This window comes from Streptomyces sp. NPDC005408 (assembly GCF_040606445.1).
In the GTDB taxonomy this organism is placed as follows: Bacteria; Actinomycetota; Actinomycetes; order Streptomycetales; family Streptomycetaceae; genus Streptomyces.
Genome location: NZ_JBEXEX010000006.1, coordinates 242,716 through 261,525 on the forward strand (window position 1 = coordinate 242,716; position 18,810 = coordinate 261,525).

At 70.5% G+C, this 18,810-nt stretch carries 15 protein-coding genes; 8 read left to right on the forward strand and 7 right to left on the reverse strand.

Annotated features, from left to right (window positions below; all coding sequences use genetic code 11):
* Window positions 1–126: 126 nt before the first annotated feature.
* A complete protein-coding gene (locus tag ABZS64_RS09215; RefSeq protein WP_355825348.1) occupies window positions 127–1,518 on the forward strand; it encodes a PAS domain-containing protein in 1,392 nt (463 codons plus the stop codon).
* A 98-nt stretch (window positions 1,519–1,616) separates the two neighbouring features.
* Here ABZS64_RS09215 and ABZS64_RS09220 read toward each other — a convergent pair whose 3' ends face one another.
* A complete protein-coding gene (locus ABZS64_RS09220) occupies window positions 1,617–2,372 on the reverse strand; it encodes an SIS domain-containing protein (protein WP_355825351.1) in 756 nt (251 codons plus the stop codon).
* Between the two features lie 235 nt (window positions 2,373–2,607).
* Between ABZS64_RS09220 and ABZS64_RS09225 the strand changes: the two genes are divergently transcribed.
* The gene (locus ABZS64_RS09225) at window positions 2,608–3,300 is read left to right on the forward strand and encodes a metal-dependent transcriptional regulator (RefSeq protein WP_355825354.1); all 693 of its coding nucleotides are present in this window, start codon (window positions 2,608–2,610) and stop codon (window positions 3,298–3,300) included.
* A 609-nt stretch (window positions 3,301–3,909) separates the two neighbouring features.
* Window positions 3,910–4,773, forward strand: coding sequence for an alpha/beta hydrolase (locus ABZS64_RS09230; protein WP_355825436.1), 864 nt, complete (start codon window positions 3,910–3,912; stop codon window positions 4,771–4,773).
* A gap of 210 nt (window positions 4,774–4,983) precedes the next feature.
* Here ABZS64_RS09230 and ABZS64_RS09235 read toward each other — a convergent pair whose 3' ends face one another.
* Window positions 4,984–5,439, reverse strand: a complete 456-nt coding sequence (locus ABZS64_RS09235) for a subtilase-type protease inhibitor (protein WP_355825356.1) — start codon at window positions 5,437–5,439, stop codon at window positions 4,984–4,986.
* A gap of 680 nt (window positions 5,440–6,119) precedes the next feature.
* Between ABZS64_RS09235 and ABZS64_RS09240 the strand changes: the two genes are divergently transcribed.
* Window positions 6,120–7,979 (forward strand): hypothetical protein, encoded by a 1,860-nt coding sequence (locus ABZS64_RS09240; RefSeq protein ID WP_355825359.1) that lies wholly within the window; start codon window positions 6,120–6,122, stop codon window positions 7,977–7,979.
* A gap of 61 nt (window positions 7,980–8,040) precedes the next feature.
* Here ABZS64_RS09240 and ABZS64_RS09245 read toward each other — a convergent pair whose 3' ends face one another.
* The 4 genes from ABZS64_RS09245 to ABZS64_RS09260 form a co-directional block, all read right to left on the reverse strand.
* Entirely contained in the window at window positions 8,041–8,856 is an 816-nt protein-coding gene (locus ABZS64_RS09245; protein ID WP_355825362.1) for a hypothetical protein, read from the reverse strand.
* Window positions 8,857–8,905: 49 nt separating this feature from the next.
* Complete coding sequence (locus ABZS64_RS09250; RefSeq protein ID WP_355825365.1) at window positions 8,906–10,501, reverse strand: transporter; 1,596 nt, start codon at window positions 10,499–10,501, stop codon at window positions 8,906–8,908.
* On the reverse strand, window positions 10,498–11,319 hold the full coding sequence (locus tag ABZS64_RS09255; protein WP_355825368.1) for an ABC transporter ATP-binding protein: 822 nt from the start codon (window positions 11,317–11,319) through the stop codon (window positions 10,498–10,500). The genes ABZS64_RS09250 and ABZS64_RS09255 overlap by 4 nt, the downstream gene beginning before the upstream one ends.
* Before the next feature lie 67 nt (window positions 11,320–11,386).
* The gene (locus ABZS64_RS09260) at window positions 11,387–12,085 is read right to left on the reverse strand and encodes a bifunctional DNA primase/polymerase (protein ID WP_355825371.1); all 699 of its coding nucleotides are present in this window, start codon (window positions 12,083–12,085) and stop codon (window positions 11,387–11,389) included.
* A 245-nt stretch (window positions 12,086–12,330) separates the two neighbouring features.
* Between ABZS64_RS09260 and ABZS64_RS09265 the strand changes: the two genes are divergently transcribed.
* Window positions 12,331–13,713 carry a transcriptional regulator gene (locus ABZS64_RS09265; protein ID WP_355825373.1) on the forward strand — a complete coding sequence of 461 codons (1,383 nt, stop codon included), beginning with the start codon at window positions 12,331–12,333 and terminating at the stop codon, window positions 13,711–13,713.
* Between the two features lie 361 nt (window positions 13,714–14,074).
* The gene (locus tag ABZS64_RS09270; RefSeq protein ID WP_355825376.1) at window positions 14,075–15,838 is read left to right on the forward strand and encodes a hypothetical protein; all 1,764 of its coding nucleotides are present in this window, start codon (window positions 14,075–14,077) and stop codon (window positions 15,836–15,838) included.
* Between the two features lie 135 nt (window positions 15,839–15,973).
* On the opposite strand, the gene ABZS64_RS09275 is transcribed toward ABZS64_RS09270, so the two are convergent.
* Entirely contained in the window at window positions 15,974–17,290 is a 1,317-nt protein-coding gene (locus ABZS64_RS09275) for an ABC transporter substrate-binding protein (RefSeq protein WP_355825439.1), read from the reverse strand.
* A gap of 173 nt (window positions 17,291–17,463) precedes the next feature.
* Between ABZS64_RS09275 and ABZS64_RS09280 the strand changes: the two genes are divergently transcribed.
* Together ABZS64_RS09280 and purU are read left to right on the forward strand one after the other, a co-directional pair.
* The gene (locus ABZS64_RS09280) at window positions 17,464–17,910 is read left to right on the forward strand and encodes a hypothetical protein (protein ID WP_355825442.1); all 447 of its coding nucleotides are present in this window, start codon (window positions 17,464–17,466) and stop codon (window positions 17,908–17,910) included.
* A gap of 45 nt (window positions 17,911–17,955) precedes the next feature.
* Window positions 17,956–18,807 (forward strand): formyltetrahydrofolate deformylase, encoded by an 852-nt coding sequence (gene purU, locus ABZS64_RS09285; protein WP_355825379.1) that lies wholly within the window; start codon window positions 17,956–17,958, stop codon window positions 18,805–18,807.
* Window positions 18,808–18,810 lie beyond the last annotated feature (3 nt).

An 18,810-nucleotide genomic window follows, 5' to 3' on the forward strand; every position in this document is an offset into this window, starting at 1 on the left:
GCGACCTCACAACCGAATTTCCAGAAGGCAACGATTTCCGGGAACAGGGTGTGTCCTGCATCACGTTCCAGTTGAATGATCTGACGTGCACAATTCGCGCGGACGCGTCCTGCCAGGGGGTTCAGGATGAGTGCTTCCAGGAGTGAGACAACCAATGCGCTGGGGCCCGACGAGCCGGACCGGGAGGGCGCGGGGTTGGAGGATTCGGCGCCGGTGCCCGGGTCGGAACTGCTCGCGGCGCTGCTCGACGGGATGGATGCCGCGCTCTGTGCGTTCGACGCCGGCGGCACGATCACGCACTGGAACCGCGAGGCCGAGCGGATTCTCGGCTGGTCCGCCGAGGAGGCCGTCGGGCGGCGCGGGTTCGCCGGGTGGGCGGTGCGGACCGCCGATGCCGGGGAGGTGCAGGGGCGGCTGATGGCCGCGATGGACGCGCCCGGGCGGCAGGTCCATGAGTTCGCGCTGCTGCGCAAGGACGGCGGGCGGGTTCTCGTACGGACCCAGTCGGCGCGGGTGCTGGGCGCCGACGGGAAGCCCGCGGGGGTGTACTGCGCGTTCAGCGAGGTGCATGCGCAGATCGACCTGGAGCGGTCGATCGCGCTGAGCGAGGCGCTGTTCGAGGACGCGTCCTGGGGAGTCGTCCTGGTCGATGTGGATCTGCGGCCGACCGTCGTCAACGGCTACGCGGCCCGGGCGCTGGGCGCGGGGCGTACGTCTCCGCTCGGGCGTCCGCTGGGTGAGCTGGTCGTCCAGGGCGTGGAGGAGCTGGAGGGCGCGCTCCACCATGTGCTGGCGGAAGGGGCGCCGCGTGGGCTCATGGAACTGTGGGTCACGCTGAGCACCTCGCAGGGCGAGCAGCGGCGGTGCTGGCGCAGCGGTTTTCTGCGGCTGGCCTCGCCGCTCGCGGAGGAGCCCGTGCCGCTCGGGGTCGGGTGGCTGTTCCACGATGTGACCGAGTCCAAGCTGGCCGAGCAGGAGGCGGACCGGCTGCGCTTCCGGTCGAGCCAGCTCCACCGGGCTGGGCGGGCCGCCGCGGAGTGCGAGGACCCGATGGAGGCGGCGACGGCGTATCTGGACTTCGCACTGGCGGGCTTCGCGGACCATGCGCTGATCGATCTGGTCGAGCCGGACGGCGAACGTCTGATCCGCGCGGCGGCCACGCCGTCGGGTGCGCCGGGGCCGTGCGTCCCGGTGGCGGGTGGCGGCATCCCGGTCCGCTACCCGCAGGGCCACCCGGCGCTCCAGGCGGCCGACCGCAACGGCTCGGTCCGCGCGAGCGCGCCCGCGTCGGGGGCCGCGTCGGCGACGGGCGACTGGGCTGCGGACCGCCAGTGGCCGCGGGACGCGGTGCACGCGCTGTGCACGGTGCTGCGGAGCCGGGGGCGGACGCTGGGTGTGGTGACGTTCTTGAGGGGCACGAGCCGCCCGGGCTTCGAGCGGGCGGACGCGGTGTATGCGGAGAGCATGGCGGTGCTGGTGGCGGCGTCGCTGGATCTGGCGCGGTTGACGGAGGAGTGACGGGTCGGCGCCCTGCCGGATCGCCGCCCCGGACCCCGCGCCTCAAGCGCCGGCGGGGCTGAATCGGCTCGGGCCGAGCCTGAAGCCCCGCTCTCCCTCTAGTGCCGGAAGAAGATCCTGTCGCCGTACTCCGTCATCACGCGCCCGTTCCACTCGTGCCCGCCGTCCACGTTCCCCGAGCGCAGCAGCGGCGGCTCGATCCCCCGCGCCACGAGCTGCTCGGCCGCCGCCGCCATCGTCGCCTGCATCAGCGCGCTGGTGACCACGGTGGACGCGGGCGCGAACGGCGCCTCGATGCCCTCATGCGTGAGTTCCGCGTCGCCGACCGCGATCTTCGAGTCGAGCACGATGTCGCAGTGGTCCTTGAGGAAGGTGCCGGAGACATGCCGCGACTTGGTCCCCTCCGCGTACGCCACCGATGTCACGCCGATGACCTTGAGCCCGAGCGCCCGCGCGTTCATGGCCATCTCCACGGGCAGGGCGTTGCGCCCGGACAGGGAGATGATCACGAGTACGTCGCCCGGCTTGGCCGGGCTGGAGTCGAGGACCGCGCCCGCGAGCCCCTCCACGCGCTCCAGTGCCGAGCCGAGCGTCGCGGGCATCACGTCGACACCCACCACACCGGGGACGGCGAGCAGATTCATCAGGGCGAACCCGCCGGCCCGGTAGACGACGTCCTGCGCGGCGAGCGAGGAGTGCCCGGCGCCGAAGGCGAAGAGGCGGCCGCCCGCGGCGACGGTGTCGGCGATCGCGGCCCCGGCGTCGGCGATGTTCGCCGACTCCTCGTCCCGTACGTGCTGCAGCAGACCGATCGCGGCGTCGAAGAACTGACCGGCCAGCTTGCTCTCGCTCATCGCCGAGCCCTTTCCGGGGGGTGGGGAACGCAGATGGGTACGTAAGGAGTACGCAGACGGACCGCTGGGGGAATACCAGTGCCGCGGATCACGTTGCGGTCTGGACCATTCCCCTGTCAATACGGTCTCACCGACCGGCTTCCCCCGGCATGGCCCGGTTGTCAGCGGGATGCGTCAGAATTGAGTCGGGGCCAGCGCACGACTGTTTTTCAAGTCACAGCATCGAGGGGCACGTATGTCCGGACTGATCGACACGACGGAGATGTATCTCCGCACCATCCTCGAACTGGAAGAGGAAGGTGTGGTGCCCATGCGCGCCCGAATCGCGGAGCGGCTCGACCAGAGCGGTCCGACGGTGAGCCAGACCGTGGCGCGTATGGAAAGGGACGGCTTGGTGCAGGTCGCGGGCGACCGCCACCTGGAGCTGACCGAAGAGGGCAGGCGGCTGGCGACGCGTGTGATGCGCAAGCACCGGCTCGCCGAGTGTCTGCTCGTCGACGTGATCGGCCTGGAGTGGGAGCAGGTCCACGCGGAGGCGTGCCGATGGGAGCATGTGATGAGCGAGGCGGTGGAGCGGCGCGTGCTCGAGCTGCTGCGCCACCCGACGGAGTCGCCGTACGGGAACCCGATCCCGGGCCTCGAGGAGCTGGGCGAGAAGGCGGAGGCCGACCCGTTCCTGGACGACGGCATGGTCTCACTGGCGGACCTGGACCCGGGCGCGGACGGCAAGACCGTGGTCGTACGACGCATCGGCGAGCCGATCCAGACGGACGCGCAGTTGATGTACACACTGCGGCGGGCGGGCGTCCAGCCCGGCTCGGTGGTCAGCGTGACCGAGTCCGCGGGCGGAGTGCTGGTGGGCAGCAGTGGTGAGGCGGCGGAGCTGGAGGCGGATGTGGCCTCGCATGTGTTCGTGGCCAAGCAGTAGGCCCCTCGCCGACACCGGCCGGTAGCCGTTCTTCACCCGCCAGTAACCGTTTTCCGTCCGGAATGGCAGCGCCCGGGCGAATCGCGTGCCACGCTGGGGCTGAGGCTATGACCCATGGCCGGGGGTGGGGGTCCCCGGCGAGGCCAGGGGGAGGATCAGGGTATGCGCCCGTCGTACGCCCCGCGCGCACCGCAACGCGCTCAGCTCGTCCCGTGCATCCCGCAGAGCCGGTGCGGCGTGCCCATCACGCGCATCGCGCACGTCCCGCAAGCCATGCGCCGCCCGCCGGCGAGGCGCATTCCGCACGAGGGCCCGCACCTCGTCCCCTCTCCACAGGAGGGCCCCGGCGCCTATGGGCGCCGGGGCCTGTCCTCCCCTGTTCCGACCCGGAGCCCCGAGCTCCCAGGGTCAGTCCCCTCGGACCGTTTTCCCCGAGCGGCCCGCCTCCCGCAGAAGATCTCCCCTCGGCCACGCGAGTCAATCCTTGAGGGCGGTCACTCGAACGAGCGGTGTTGCGCGCCAGACCCCAGTTTTCGAATAGAGGTTCGATAGTCTGGCAGGACGAGACGGAGCTCGACCACCGGGGGAGAGAAGGGGGTGCCAGGCCAGATGGTGCGGCGCATCGACGTGACCGGAGCCGACGGCGTACGCCTTGCGGCCTGGGAGTTCGCGGATCCGCCCAAGGGGCGCGGCGAGAGTGAGCATGCCCCTGGGGTCTTACTGCTTCACGGCCTGATGGGCCGTGCCTCGCACTGGGCCTCCACGGCCCGCTGGCTGGCCGAGCGCCACCGGGCGGTCGCGCTCGACCAGCGAGGACACGGCCGCAGCGACAAGCCGGCGGAGGGCCCCTTCACCCGCGAGGCGTACGTTGCCGACGCGGAGGCGGCAATCGAACAGCTGAGCCTGGCCCCGGTGACCCTGATCGGTCACTCGATGGGGGCACTCACCGCCTGGCAGCTCGCGGCCAAGCGCCCGGATCTGGTCCAGGCCCTGATCATCTGCGACATGCGCGCCTCGGCGCTGGGCGCGGCCTCGCAGCGCGAATGGGACGACTGGTTCCGCTCCTGGCCGGTCCCCTTCGCGACGCTGGCGGACGTACGGAAGTGGTTCGGCGAGGATGACCCGTGGGTGGAGCGCCACAATCCGGCCCGCGGTGAGTTCTTCGCGGAGGTCATGGCGGAGCGGGCGGACGGCTGGCGCCCGGTCTTCTCCCGCCGGCAGATGCTCAAGTCCCGCGAGACGTGGGTCCACGACGCCCACTGGGAAGAGCTGGCCCAGGTCCAGTGCCCGACGCTGGTGGTCCGTGGCCTGGACGGGGAGTTGGGCCGCGCTGAGGCCCAGGAGATGGTGCGGGTCCTGCCGCGCGGTGAATACGGCGAGGTGGCGGACGCGGGCCACTTGGTGCACTACGACCAGCCGGACGGCTGGCGGACGGCGATCGAGCCGTTCCTGGACGGCGTACTGACGCCATGAGCGGGCGCCCGCGCCGGGTGGCGAACTCCTGGGCGGGACAGCGGAGTTACGGGAGAGCCGGTGTGCCCGGTGCGGGGGGAGGGATCGCCTGCAGCCGCGGCGGCAACGGCTGGGCGGTCGGCGAGGTCGGCGTCGTCGATGCTTACGATCGAGGTCGTCTGCTGCGGGGGTGAGCTACCGGCCTCGTGGAACGTCGCGTGAGCGCAGCCGTCAGAACGCGAAGACGGTTCCGTCGGCCATGCTGCCTTCCATCTCGCACGGGTTGCCGTACATCTTCGACCAGGCGACCCGCTTGCCCTGCCAGACGCCTTGGGCGGTGATCACCACAGGATTCCACTGGCGCGTGCACATCTTGTGCGACGGCTGCTCTGCCAGCGCGGCGAACTTGCCGTCGACCGAGCTCAGTTCCTTACACGCGGTCGCGGGCGAGGGGTGGGTGCCGTCGGGGCGCGGGGCGCATGTCAGGGTGACGGCCCGCTCGACCGTGGCGGTCGCGGCGGTCTCGCCCATGCCGATGGTGAGGACGAGGGCGGAGGGGGCGTACAGGCCCTTCGCCTGGGTCTGCTGCGTGGGCTGGGCCTGGGCGACGCCGGTCGCCGTGGTGCCGGTCAGCAGGAGTGCGGATGTCGTGGCGGCTGCGGCGACTGTGTTGCGGATGTAACGCATGTGTGAAACTCCTTCGCTCGGGGGGTGATTGCGGTCGGGAGTCTTGCGCATGCGGACAGTGAGCGCATGTTCATCGCCCGTTTCCGGCCGCGTACGTTCGTTCGGGGGTGACCGAATGGTCGTTCGGGCAGCTCGGAGCGGGTGCGGCGGGGTGTCCACCATATGGACGATCTTCGGTGGTGCAATGGAAAACTATCGCCTGAGCTGCACTGATGTGCGGACGGCTCGCTGCGCGCGAAGGCCGCATCGACTGGAAACTGTCGCTCTGTCAGGGGTGTTGCGGCGATTGCGAGTTCCGTCGGCGAGGGCGGAACGTATACGGGTGCTAATCCCGCGGGGTTGCACCGCGGCAAGACATTCTGATCGAACCCGTGCGAGATCGCTGACGGGCCGTTGATCCGCATCTACCTTGAGTGGGGTCTCCGAGTCTCAGGGAGTGACGCATGGAACGCAGGCGGTTATTGCATGCCGGTGCCGGGTTCGCCCTGGCGTCCGTGGCGGGGCAGCTCGCGGCTCCGGGAACGGCGAACGCCGACCCAGCAGGCACAACGAGCACGGCAGACCCAGTCGGCAGCACCAGCGGGACCAGCACGACCGGAACGACCACTACGGGGGATACCTGCTCCGGTACCCCCATCTCGACGTACGGCGTCGCATCGTTGACGGCTGCGATAGTCGCTATGACAACCCTCGGCGACCGCGCGTACGTCGTCGCCCGTGGTCAGAGTCCGCCGCTCCTCGGCGAAATCGATCTGACGTCCAGAACCCTCACAAGAACCGTCCGGCTCGGTCGCGGTGAAGGCGGCTGGGCGGCGACCGTATCGGGTGGGCAGGTCTACCTCGGGACCTATCCGTTCCCGGACATCTACCGCTTCGACCCGGCCACCGGCGAGGTGAAGCTGATCGGCACGGTCGGTCCGGCGGGCGGTTTCGTCTGGTGTCTGACCACGGCGCCCGACGGCACGGTCTACGCGGGCACTTCGCCGCGCGGCGAAGTGTGGGAGTACAAACCGAGTACCGGCGCCCTGCGCAATCTCGGCAACGCCGTGCCCGGTCAGCAGTATGTACGCGCGATCGCCGCCGACGAGCGGAACGTCTACGCGGCAACGCTGCCATCCGGCTATGTCGTCGCGTACGACCGGACGACCGGCGTGAAGACCAACCTCACCCCGGCCCCCTATGGCGGCGGGGCCGCCATGATCGCCCGCGGCGGCCGGGTGATCGCGGCGCTCACCAAGTACCTCGTCGACATGGCGCCGGACGGCAGTGACGCACGGGTGATCCCAACGCCCGCGCCGGAACGGCTGATCGACGCGATGACGATGACGGACGACGGCACGCTGTACTGCGTCGGCCGCCCGACCGGAACCGTCTACCGGCGGGACGGCAACACGCTCGTGCCGGTCGTCGCACCGGTGAGCGGGGACGAGCACCGCGGGCTGGTGCCACTCGCCGGCGAGACACTGCTCGGTGGCGCGGGCAGCGGCAGGCTCTGGTGGCTGGATCTGGCCTCCGGCCAGTCGGACATCCTGGAGCTGATCGACGCAGGCCTGTCCGGACCGGATCCCGTGCAGTCCATGACGTACGGCTCGCACGGGACGGTGCATGTCGGCGGGCACTTCTCGATCACGACCCACCGGCCGGAGAACGGCACGTCCCGGCGGATCAGGGTCGCGGGCGAGCCGAAGCAGCTGCGGGTCGTCGGCGGCAAGGTGTACGCGGCGATGTACCCGAGCACCGAGGTCCTGGAACTCGACCCGGACCGCGGCAGGGTCCGGTCGCTGGGCTTCGTCAACAGCGACCAGCAGCGGCCGACGGACCTCGCGCGGGTGGAGGACGAAGACCTGCTGCTGCTGTCGAGCGCCCCGGGCGTCGGCCTGCTCAAGGGCGCGCTGACCGTGGTGGACACCTGGCGGCGCAAGCTGACGGTCTACAAGGACGTGATCGTCGACCAGAGCGTGATGTCGGTCGCGCTGGACGACAGGGACGACTGCCCCATCGCGTATCTCGCCGGGGACACCTGGGGCGGCGGCAGTGTGCCACCGACCCGGCCGAGCGCGACGATCGTCGCCTTCGACCTGCGGCGCCGCAAGGTGCTGTGGGAGGTCGCGCCGGTCGAGGGCTACGCGAGCATTCAGCACATCGAGGTGCACGACGGTGTGCTGTACGGGGTCTACAAGCGGGTCGCGGGCAACTGGTTTGCGATGGACCTCGAGACGCGCACGGTCCTGCAGACGGGCAAGCTGCCGAGCTACGGCGAACTGAGCGTCCACCGCGGCCAGGTGTACGCGTCGGTGTTCGGCGGCCTCGTCTACCGGCTCGGACCGGGGCTCGCCCAGGCCGAGGTGGCACTCGGCGGCCTCGGTGACGGCTGGTACAACCCGCCGCAGCTGGCCTGGGAACGGTCGTCCTGGTACGCCTGGGGCGTCGCCGACCGCGATCTGGCCAGGCTCCGGCTCGATCCGCGGTGCCCGAGCGGTGTCGAGGCGAGGGTGCTGCCGCCGAACGAGGCGATTCTGGAGTCGCTGCTGCAGAACTGAGCGAAGGCAGCGAACTGAGCGACCAGGGGCGCACGTTGCCCCGTCGTGCGGGACGGGCCCGTCAGCCGATCGGCTGACGGGTCTCCTCGCGCACCTTCACCGTCGCTACCGCCGCCGCCTCGAGGTCGATCTCCTCGGGGGACTGCTTCGCGGTCTTGACGCTGGTCAGGGCGACCGCGGCGTTGGTGTTGTCGTCGGCCCAGGCGCACATGGCGAACGCGGACGTTCCGCCGTCTTCCTGCTCCGACGTCAACACCTGGCAGGTCACCGTGACTTCCGAACCGGCCGGCGTGAAGTCCTTGGGCGGTACGGCGATGGTGGAACCCTTCGCGTCCCCGGCGCCCTTCAGGATGCTGCTGCGGGCCTCGTCGGGGTCTTTGATGCGGCCGTGCATGCCGGACAGGACCAGGACGCCGCCCTCGGCCTGCGACAGATACCGAGCCGTGGTGCCCTTGGCGTCACGGATGTTGGCCTGGCTCGTCCCCGCCAACTCGTCCTGGGTGCTGTCGGACAGGTCCTTGTCCAGCTTGTATTTTCCGTCGAGCAGCGTCGGGGGAAGCGTAAGCCGGTACTGCGCCTCGGGGAAGCCGCTGCCGCCACCCTTTCGAACGGTGACGTTGTTCCCGAACCAGGCGATGCCCAGGAGCAGCACGACGGACCCCAGCGCGAGGGTGATCGTCAGTCCCGTCCGGTTCTTCTTCGGCGGCGGAATCGGCGGCGCCGTCGGCAGCCCGCCCCAGCCGCCCTGCCCCGGGTACGGAGGCCGGCCGTACCGGGGCTGCGGGTACGGAGGCTGACCCCCGTACCCCTGCTGCGGATACTGCTGAGGCTGCGGGTACTGCGGCTGCCCGTAGGGGTTCGGAGGCGGCGTCGACATGCGCCTCACGCTACTTTACGAGTGCGAAGCACCCTGCGTGCAGGGTCCGTTACCCCTTGCTGACCGCCGCCAGGATCTCCGGCAGCCGGTTCGCCGTCTGCGGCGCCGCCACCCGTACGCCCGCCCACCCGATCAGCAGGCCGTACGCCGCGCCCACCGGCAGAAGCAGCCACGTCGCCGACTCCCCGCTCGACGCGTGCAGCCAGATCGTCAGGGCGATCACCGGGGCGCACAGCACCGCCGCCGAGATCATGCCGCCGAAGATCGAGATCCAGGCCAGCCCGCCCTGCCCGGGTGCGACGTTCTTGTACGCGCTGTCCTGCGGGATCGAGTACGGGAAGCGGGCCGATGCCACAGCGCCCGTCGCCAGCATCGCGCCCAGCAGCGCGAAGGACAGACCCAGCACCTCGGGCAGGGCCTTCCAGTTGCCCAGCAGCGAAGCGGTCAGCACCGTGACGAGCGCGGTGTAGGGGAGGGTGATCACCAGCAACGCCAGGGCGCGAGCGCGCAGTTCGGCGTACGCGTCCTTCGTGGACGAGATCGTCAGCGCCACCATCCAGAACGCCGAGGTGTCCTGCCCGAACTGGTTGTACATCTGGATGCCGAGCATCCCCGCCGCGAAGCACGCGAAGTAGATCGAGCCGGTGCCCTGAAGGGCGTTGAACATCGGCACGATCAGACCGATCGCCAGCGCCGTCACCCATGCCGCCTTCGTCTTCGGGTCCCGCCACACATAGCGCAGGCTGCGCTGCATCACTGTGCCCGTACGGCCCTCGGGCAGCAGACGGTGGAGGCCCGATGCGGACTCCTTGCGGGTCGGCTCCGAGGCCGCGGCCAGCGTCGAGCCGTCCGGGGACGTCATCAGCTTCGTCAGGCTGCGCTGCCAGGAGCCCAGCAGCAGGACCAGAGCGACTACGGAAAGCGCGAGTTGGGCGACGGCGACTCCGTACGAGCCCTCGCTCGCCGAGTCCACCGCGCCGATCGCGGACGCCGGCGGGAGCCACCGTACGATCGCCGCCGCCGGGTCGAGTGCGGAGAGGCCGCCCGCGTCGCCGATGCGCTGCGCGCCGAAGTTGACGATCTGGATGCCCACCGCGATCACCAGGCCGCTGAGCACGGCCAGGTCGCGGCCCTTGCGCGAGGTCAGCAGACGGATGTTCGCCGCAGCGACCGCGCGCGCCAGCGCCACGCACACCAGCAGGGCGAGCGGCACGGCGAGAACCGAGACGACAACGGCGAAAGCACCGTGCGCCAGGGCGAACGCCGAGCCCACCACCAGGCAGAGCGTGAACAGCGGCCCGATGCCCACCAGCGATGCCGCGAGCAGCGCCGACACCAGCGGCCGCGGCCGGAGCGGCAGCATCACCAGACGCGTCGGGTCGAGCGTCTCGTCCCCGCTCGGGAAGAACAGCGGCATGACCGCCCAGCCCAGTGCGAGCACACCGGTCAACAGCACCACCACCGACGCCGCGTGATCGTTTCCGCGCAGCGCAATCAGGCCGATGAGCTGGAGTGCCGCGAAGAGCAGGGTGACGACGACGGAGGTGATGTACGCGGCCCTGCGGCCGGACGACTGGCGCAGGCCGTTGCGCAGCAGCGACAGCTTGAGACGGATGAAGACGGGGGTGAGAGCGGAGGTGCTCACCTGGCCCCACCGCCGCCGAGCCAGTCCAGCGAGTGGCCGGTGTCCCGGCCGTTCGCCCCCACCAGCTCCAGGAACGCGTTCTGCAGCGACGGCGCATCGCCCCGTACCTCTGCGAGCGGGCCCTGCGCGCGAATCCGGCCCGCCGCCATCACAGCGACCCAGTCGCACAGCGACTCCACCAGCTCCATCACATGGCTGGAGAAGACGACGGTCGCGCCCGATGCGGTGTACCGCTCCAGGACTCCGCGGATGGTCTGCGCCGAGACGGGGTCGACGCCCTCGAACGGCTCGTCCAGAAACAGCACTTCGGGGTTGTGCAGCAGCGCGGCCGCAAGACCGATCTTCTTTCGCATGCCCGTCGAGTAGTCGACGACCAGCTTGTGCTGCGCGCCCGCCAGGTCCAGTACATCCAGCAGCTGAGCCGCGCGCTTGTCGACCTCGTCGCCCGGCAGGCCCCGCAGCCGCCCGCTGTACGCGAGCAGTTCGCGGCCCGAGAGCCGCTCGAACAGGCGCAGGCCCTCGGGCAGTACGCCGATACGGGACTTCACCTCGACCGGGTCGCGCCACACGTCGTGGCCCGACACCTCGACCCTGCCCTGGTCCGGGCGGAGCAGGCCCGTCACCATCGACAGGGTCGTCGTCTTGCCCGCGCCGTTCGGTCCGACCAGGCCGATGAACTTGCCCGCGGGGAGCGTGAGATCGATACCGGCGACCGCGATCTGCTCGCCGAACCTCTTCCACAGTCCCTCCACGCGAACGGCGGGCGGCGCTGTTCGCGCTCCGCCCGCCGCTTCGGCTCCAATTGCCTGGTCCGGCATGGTGCCCCTGCCCTTCGATGTCCCCGTAAATGTGTTCTGTACGGGACCACCTTAAGTACGGCACCTTCTATCCACGCCGGGCCCGTTCCGCCGCCGCCTCCCGCCCGCACGCGTACGCCAGCGGGCTGATCAACTCGTCGGCGTCCGGCAGCCATCGGTTGGCCGGGGTGGGGCGGCGCGCCCACTGCACCGCGCCATGGCCGCCGATACGGGTCGGCGGCGCCGCGACATAGTGACCTTCGCCCCGCGCGATCAGATCGATGGCGCTCGGCGTCCAGCCGAGGGTGCGGATCATGTCGGGGATCTTGACCGCCGCTCCGGGCAGTACGAAGAACAGCATCCGGCGGTCGGGGGTGCAGGTCACCGGGCCCAGCGGGAGATCCATCCGCTCCAGACGCGCCAGCGCGAGGAAGCCGGCCGACTCCGGGACGTCGACGGCGTCGAAGGTACGGCCCGTCGGCAGCAAGATCGACGCCCTCGGGTGCTTCGACCACATTCGGCGCGCGGCGACCGCGCTTCCGGTCGCCTGGTTCGCCCAGTCCGGCCTGGCCGGGTGGGCGCCGGGTGCCGGGCATGCGGTGTCGCCGCACGAGCAGCGTTCCATGCCCTCCACCGCCTCCAGCCAGGTGCCGGGGAACACGTCCCAGTGCCGCTCTTCCGCGTACCGCACGGCATTGTCCAGCAGCTGCTCACCTCGCTGCTGGGGGATCTGCGCGGCTTCCGTGACTCCGATGGTCTCTTCCACGACACACTCAACTACCGCCATCACCTTGGGTTACGGGCGTCCGGCCGTGGCGCGCAAAGCATCGATCCTGCACGCGGGGCGCACGGGTGCACGGGCGGGGGCGCGCATGCGGCCGGGCCGCGGCGGGCGGGTAGCCACTGGCAGGGGGCGTCACGCGGATCGGGGCGTCAGGGAAAAACCCGACCAACTCACTCCAAGTCTGCATTGTCCGTAATCAGCCGGGCAGTGATCACTTCATGGATCATCGCGGCCTCAGGGGGTAGTTCATGGCAGCCAGGCCTCTCGTCGCCCGACAACCGAATGAACGGTTGCAGGCGCTCATTCAGGAAGCCGGGTGTTCCAACGCCGGCCTCGCCCGTCGAGTCAACATGGTCGGAACCGAGCGGGGGCTCGACCTTCGCTACGACAAGACATCGGTGGCGCGCTGGCTGCGCGGGCAGCAGCCGCGCGGCCGGGCGCCGGGAATCATCGCCGAGGCGCTGGGCCGCAAACTCGGGCGTACGGTCACGATCGACGAAATCGGCATGGCCAACGGCAAGAACCTCGCATCGGGTGTCGGCCTGCAGTTCTCGCCGACCGTGCTGGGCGCGATCGAGCAGGTCTGCGAGCTGTGGCGCAGTGATGTCGGCCGCCGTGACTTCCTGTCCGGCTCCGCGGTCGCCGCGTCCGCGCTCGTCGAGCCGAGCCGCGACTGGCTGATCACCGGAGCGGACACCCAGGTGGCGCGCACGGCGGGAGCGCGGGTGGGGACCTCGGACGTCGAAGCGGTACAGGCGATGACGGCGGCGCTCACCGAGCTGGACCACCGCTTCGGCAGCGGGCACGTCCGGCCGGTCGTCGTGCACTACCTCAACAGCGTGGTCTCCGGGCTGCTCTCGGGCTCGTACCGCGAATCGGTTGGCCGTGAGCTGTTCGCCGCGGTCGCGCGGCTGACGGAGCTCGCCGGCTACATGGCCGTCGACACCGGTCAGCCCGGTCTCGCCCAGCGCTACTACATCCAGGCGCTGCGCCTGGCCCAGGCGGCGGGCGACCGGGGGTACGGCGGCTATGTGCTGGCCGCCTCCATGAGCCATCTGGCAGCGCAGCTCGGGAACCCGCGAGAGATCGCCCAGCTGGCGCGGGCCGCTCAGGAAGGCGCACGGGGGCGGGTCACCCCACGGGCGCAGGCGATGTTCTTCGCGGCCGAGGCACGCGGGCACGCCCTGCTCGGGGACGCCCGCACCTGCCACGAGGTGGCGGGCAGGGCGCTGCGAGCGCTGGAGCACGCCGAGCCGTCGGCGGGGGACGACCCTGCCTGGATCGCCCACTTCGACCATGCCTATCTCGCGGACGAGCTGGCGCACTGCTACCGGGATCTCGGCCAGGCTGAGGTGGCCGCGCACCATGCCACGGACGCGCTGGACGGCCTCCCGGAGTCGCGGGCCAGGCGGCGGGCGATCGGCCTCGTCCTGCTGGCCACGGCGCAGGTGCAGCAGAGGGAGGTCGAGCAGGCCTGCCACACGGGCACGCGCGCCGTGGACCTCCTGGGCAGGCTGCGCTCCAGCCGGGGCTCGGAGTATCTGGAAGACCTCCAGCAGCGGCTGGAGCCGTACGCGGACGAGCCGGCGGTCCGTGAGTTCGGTGCGCGCCTCGAGCTCCAGGCGGCGTGAGGAGGCCGGGGAGATCGGCGGGGCTTAGGGGGTGTCTTTCGGATCTTGCCGGGCTCGTGTCCCCTGGCACGCACTCCCCCGTAGCCCTTCGGGCACGGGAGGTGCCCCCACGCCGCGTTGTCGTCGGTCGCCGACGCTCCGCGTCGGCTCTCCCCCTGCCTTCGGCGGGGGGGACCCCCATCCTCCGGCCTGCAGCTGCACGCACCACACCCCGCTCACTGGTCCGGCCTGATCCAAAAGACACCCCCTAACAGCGTCTTGTGCAGCAGTCTTGTTACCGAGCTCACGCGTGTGTGCGGAGCGGCGGAGTCACCCGGTAGCGTGAGCCGTCGATTCCGTAGGTCCACACGTAGGAGTCCCGGTGACGCAAAGCGGACAGGGTGACGAGCAGCAGCAGTCTGCTGCGCGGCCCGCGCACGAAGGCGTCGTGCTGCCCGCCGACGGAAGTGAGCCCTATATACCGGGCGTCTCCGAGGCCCAGGTGGCTCCGGCGGGCGGCCGGCCGTGGGGTGAGCCGTGGGGACCGCAGCAGGGTGGACCGGGTGCGCCCGGTATGCCGGATATGTCCGGTGATCCGGGCATCCAGGACGGCTGGGGCGAGGCCCCGCAGCCGGGGTACGGGGGTCAGCCGCTGCCGCCGCAGGGGTCGCCTTCGCCCGCCGGGTACGGCGGTCAGCCGCCGGCGCAGGCGCCTCAGCCGGGGTACGGCGCGCACGCGCACGGACCCGACGCGCAGGCCGGATACGGCGCCCAGCCGCTTCCCGCGCCGGGTGCGCCCGCACACGCGCTGCCTCCTGCCGGGGCGGCGCAGGGACCTGCCGCGCACGACGGGTACGGCGCCCATGCGCTGCCTCCGTACGGTGCGCCTGCCCAGCCGCTGCCTCCTGCCGGGGCGCAGGCGCAGGGCGGGTACGGCGGCGAGCCGCTGCCCCCGCAGGGTCCCGCCGGGCCGGCCGGATACGGGCAGGGATCCGCACCGGACGCCGAGTACGGCACGCAGGTGCTGCCCGCGCAGGCCGGGTCGTACGGTGTGCAGCCGCAGCCGCTTCCGAACGCTCTGCCCCCGCACCTCGCCGCCGCCTCGGACTCCGACGCCACGCAGTACATCCCGCCCGTCGCACCCGGCGCGCTGCCGCCCGAGACTCCCGCCGAGTCGACCCGGTTCCTCGGCGCCATGCCCGGCCAGGGACCCGCCGCGGGGCCCGACGCCGATGCCACGCAGTACATCGCGCCCGTACCGCCCGCGCCCACTGCCGCGCCGTTCGGGATCCGGCCCGGGGCGCCCGGGGACCGGCAGCCTCCCGCGGAGTTCGACAGCCTCTTCCGTACGGACGGGCCCGCGGGCCAAACGCCCGACTCCACCCAGCAGTTGCCCCGCTTCGAGGCGCCCCGGGTGCAGTTCCAGCAGCACGGACAGCAGCAGCAACAACAGCAACGGCAGTACCAGCAGCCGCAGTACGAGCCGCACGACCTGGACCCCGAGCCCCGTGCGCGCAAGTCCTCGCGCGTGCCGGTCATCGCCGCCGTCGTCGTCGGCTGTGCCGTACTCGGACTCGGCGTCAGCATGGTGATGTTCAGCGGGGACGACAAGAAGGACGACCCCGGCACCGGCAAGAACGTCGCCGCCTCGTCCGCCGCACCGAGCAACGACCCCAAGGCCGCCGCCGACCCCGCCAAGGCGCAGGCCGAGGCGCTCGACAAGCTCCTCGCGGACAGCAACAACAGCCGCTCCGCGGTGATCCGCTCGGTGGAGAACATCAAGCAGTGCGAGAACCTGGACCAGGCGGCCACCGATCTGCACGGCGCCGCTGAGCAGCGCCGCGGTCTGGTGACCCGGCTCGAGGGTCTGACCGTCGACAAGCTGCCCGACAACGCCGCGCTGACCTCGGCGCTAACCAAGGCCTGGCAGGCATCGGCGTCGGCCGACGACCACTACGCGGCCTGGGCCCAGCAGGTCAAGGGCAAGAAGGGCTGCAAGGACGGCAAGGCGCGCAACACCGGCCAGACCGCCCAGGCCAACCGCGCCAGCGGTGACGCGACCAAGGCCAAGAGGGAAGCCTCCGGGCTCTGGAACACCATCGCCACCAAGTACGGGCTGACCGAACGGCGCAGCGACCAGCTGTAGGGTCACGCGTGACCCGCGAGGCCTCGGCCTTGCGGGTCACGCGGGACGTCCACGCGGGTCAGACGTCCACGCGGGTCAGACGTCCACGCGGGTCAGACGTCCACGCGGGTCAGATGGTCCACGCGGGTCAAAGGGTCAGAGCGTCGAGGATTCCGTCAGCGTCTTGGTGACGTCCACGAAGCCCGGCTTCTGCGCCACCAGCCGCCCGTCGCGCACGACTTGGAAGGTCACGCTGCGGTTGACTATGCGCGGGAAGGTGGATGTGCCGAGCATGTCCTCGTACTCCCAGCGCAGTGTGGGCGTGAGGCCGCCGGTCGACACCGGCACCCCGTCGTCCAGAGCGTGCGCGATCTTCCCCGGGGTGATCTGGTCCGTGTTGAGCGACTTGATGACCGTCCTCAGCACGGTGTAGGCGATCCAGGTGGTCTGCACGCCCGCGTCGGCCGGGTCGATCCGGTTGTCGCCGAAGGCGTGGGCGCGGATGACCCGTTCCATCTCGCTCCAGCGCGTATCGCCCGCGTCCGGGTACCAGCCGGTGACGTACGCGCCTTCGAGCGGGCCGTTGCGGCCGCCGGTGCGGTCGATGAGCGGCTGGCCGACGCTGCCCATGACGGACGAGATCCGGATCTTGCGGTTGTCCTCGGGCAGCCGCCGGAAGGAGTCGACGAAGGTCTCGGTGCGCTCGCCGAGCGCGGCCGTCACACACCCCGGGCGGTCCGACCCGAGGGCGATCCCGGCTCCGGCCTTCCTGCGGGCCTGCTTGGCCTGCGGGGTGTAGTCGGTCGCGTCCTCGGCCGCCAGGATGTCCGTGGACTTGTGCCGACTGCCTTCCGTGAGGCCGGTGTTGAGGAGCTGGGGCAGTTCGTCGCCCGCGAGGGTGTTGGGCCGCACCAGCGAGACCCGCTCGCAGACGTCCGCGAGCTGCCGGCCGTTGCCCGCGAGGAGGGACGCCTGGCCGCCGTTGACGGGGTAGGAGAGGTAGCTGGTGAACTCCTCGCCGGAAATCCCGTACCCGCCGATGAAGGGGATGCCCGCGGCCTCCAGGGGAGCCATGAACGCGTCGCCGTGCTGGCTGTAGGAGCCGACGACCGCGACCACGCCTTCCTTGACCGCCCGCCGGGCGCAGGTCGCGGCGCCGGTCGAGGTGTTCTCCTCGTTGCAGGAGATGACGCGCAGCTCGTGCCCGTCCAGGCCGCCCTGTGTCTTTGCCCACTTGGCGTACGCCTTCGCCATGGCAGGCATGCCGGGCATGTTTGTCGCCCGGGTGTCCTCGGGTGCGAAGGTCATCACCTTGACGGGTTCCCTGGAGCCCCCCGAGCCACCAGGGATCACGCCACAGCCGGTGACCAGCGACGTTCCGGCCGCCACAGCCGCCGTCGTGGTCATACAGACGGCGCGAACCCGAGCGGTCCTGGAGGGGCGGGGGGAGGAGGAACGTCGCCAACCGGTCATGGTCATGCACATTTCCTGCTCCGGGGTAACGGAGCAGTGAGCATCGTTCAACGAGAGGTGACCAGAAGGTGAATTACGGGGGGCTGTCGGGCCGGGCAACAGGGGAACGTACGATCGAAGGCATGCAGCAAGCTTCGGTCACCCCTTCCCGTCGCGGCCGTCGCTCATCCACCATGGGCGACATGCCGCTCAATGACGTGCCCTGGTGGCGCTGGCGCAGCAACGTGCGCTCGGCGCTGCACATGCTTTCCGATCCCGTCTTCCACCAGGAGTGCTGGCTCGCCGGCCGCGAGGGATACGGCGACGTCACCGACGCCGTGTACCGCCTGGTCGAGGACACCTGGCTGGACAACTGGTCCGCCGAGAAATACGTCGGCACGATCTTCCGCGACTCGGGCGAGGCCGCCCTGGTCGACGTCGCCGTCCTGCGCGTCCTGCGGATCATGCACCAAGTCGGTGCGGATGCCCCCGTGTCGGCGTATCTGGAGCACCACGGCTGGCCGGAGGCTGTGCGGGCCGCCCGTGAGGCGCACGTCCGGCTGTCGGCCAACGACGGCGAGGACCCGGACGCCCCGCCGCGCTCGCTGGATGTGCTCCGTATCATGACGCGGTCCGCCTGACGGACGGGGGCCTGCCGGGACCGGCGAATATGGCACTCTACGGGGATGACTGACCAGTACGTCCTGACGCTCTCCTGCCCGGACAAACAGGGCATTGTGCACGCCGTGTCGAGCTATCTCTTCATTACCGGCTGCAACATCGAGGACAGTCAGCAGTTCGGCGACCGGGACACGGGTCTGTTCTTCATGCGGGTCCACTTCTCGGCCGAGAAGCCGGTGACCGTGGAGAAGCTGCGGGCCAGCTTCGCCGCCGTCGGGGACTCCTTCCAGATGGACTGGCAGATCCATCTCGCCGAGGAGCGGATGCGGATCGTCCTGATGGTCAGCAAGTTCGGTCACTGCCTCAACGACCTGCTCTTCCGCTCCAGGACCGGCGCGCTGCCGGTGGAGATCGCGGCGGTCGTCTCCAACCACACGGACTTTGCCGAACTGGTCGCCTCGTACGGCATCCCGTTCCATCACATTCCGGTCACCAAGGACACCAAGGCGGCTGCCGAGGCGCAGCTGCTGGAGCTGGTACGCGCCGAGAATGTCGAACTTGTCGTGCTTGCCCGCTATATGCAGGTGCTCTCGGACGATCTGTGCAAGAAGCTCAGCGGCCGGATCATCAACATCCACCACTCCTTCCTGCCGAGCTTCAAGGGCGCGAAGCCGTATCACCAGGCGCACGCACGCGGTGTGAAGCTGATCGGCGCGACCGCGCACTATGTGACGGCCGACCTCGACGAGGGCCCGATCATCGAGCAGGAGGTCGAGCGTGTCGGCCACGAGGTGACCCCGGACCAGCTGGTGGCGATCGGCCGCGACGTCGAGTGCCAGGCGCTGGCGCGGGCCGTGAAGTGGCACGCGGAACACCGGATCCTGCTGAACGGGCGCCGTACGGTCGTCTTCGGCTAGGGC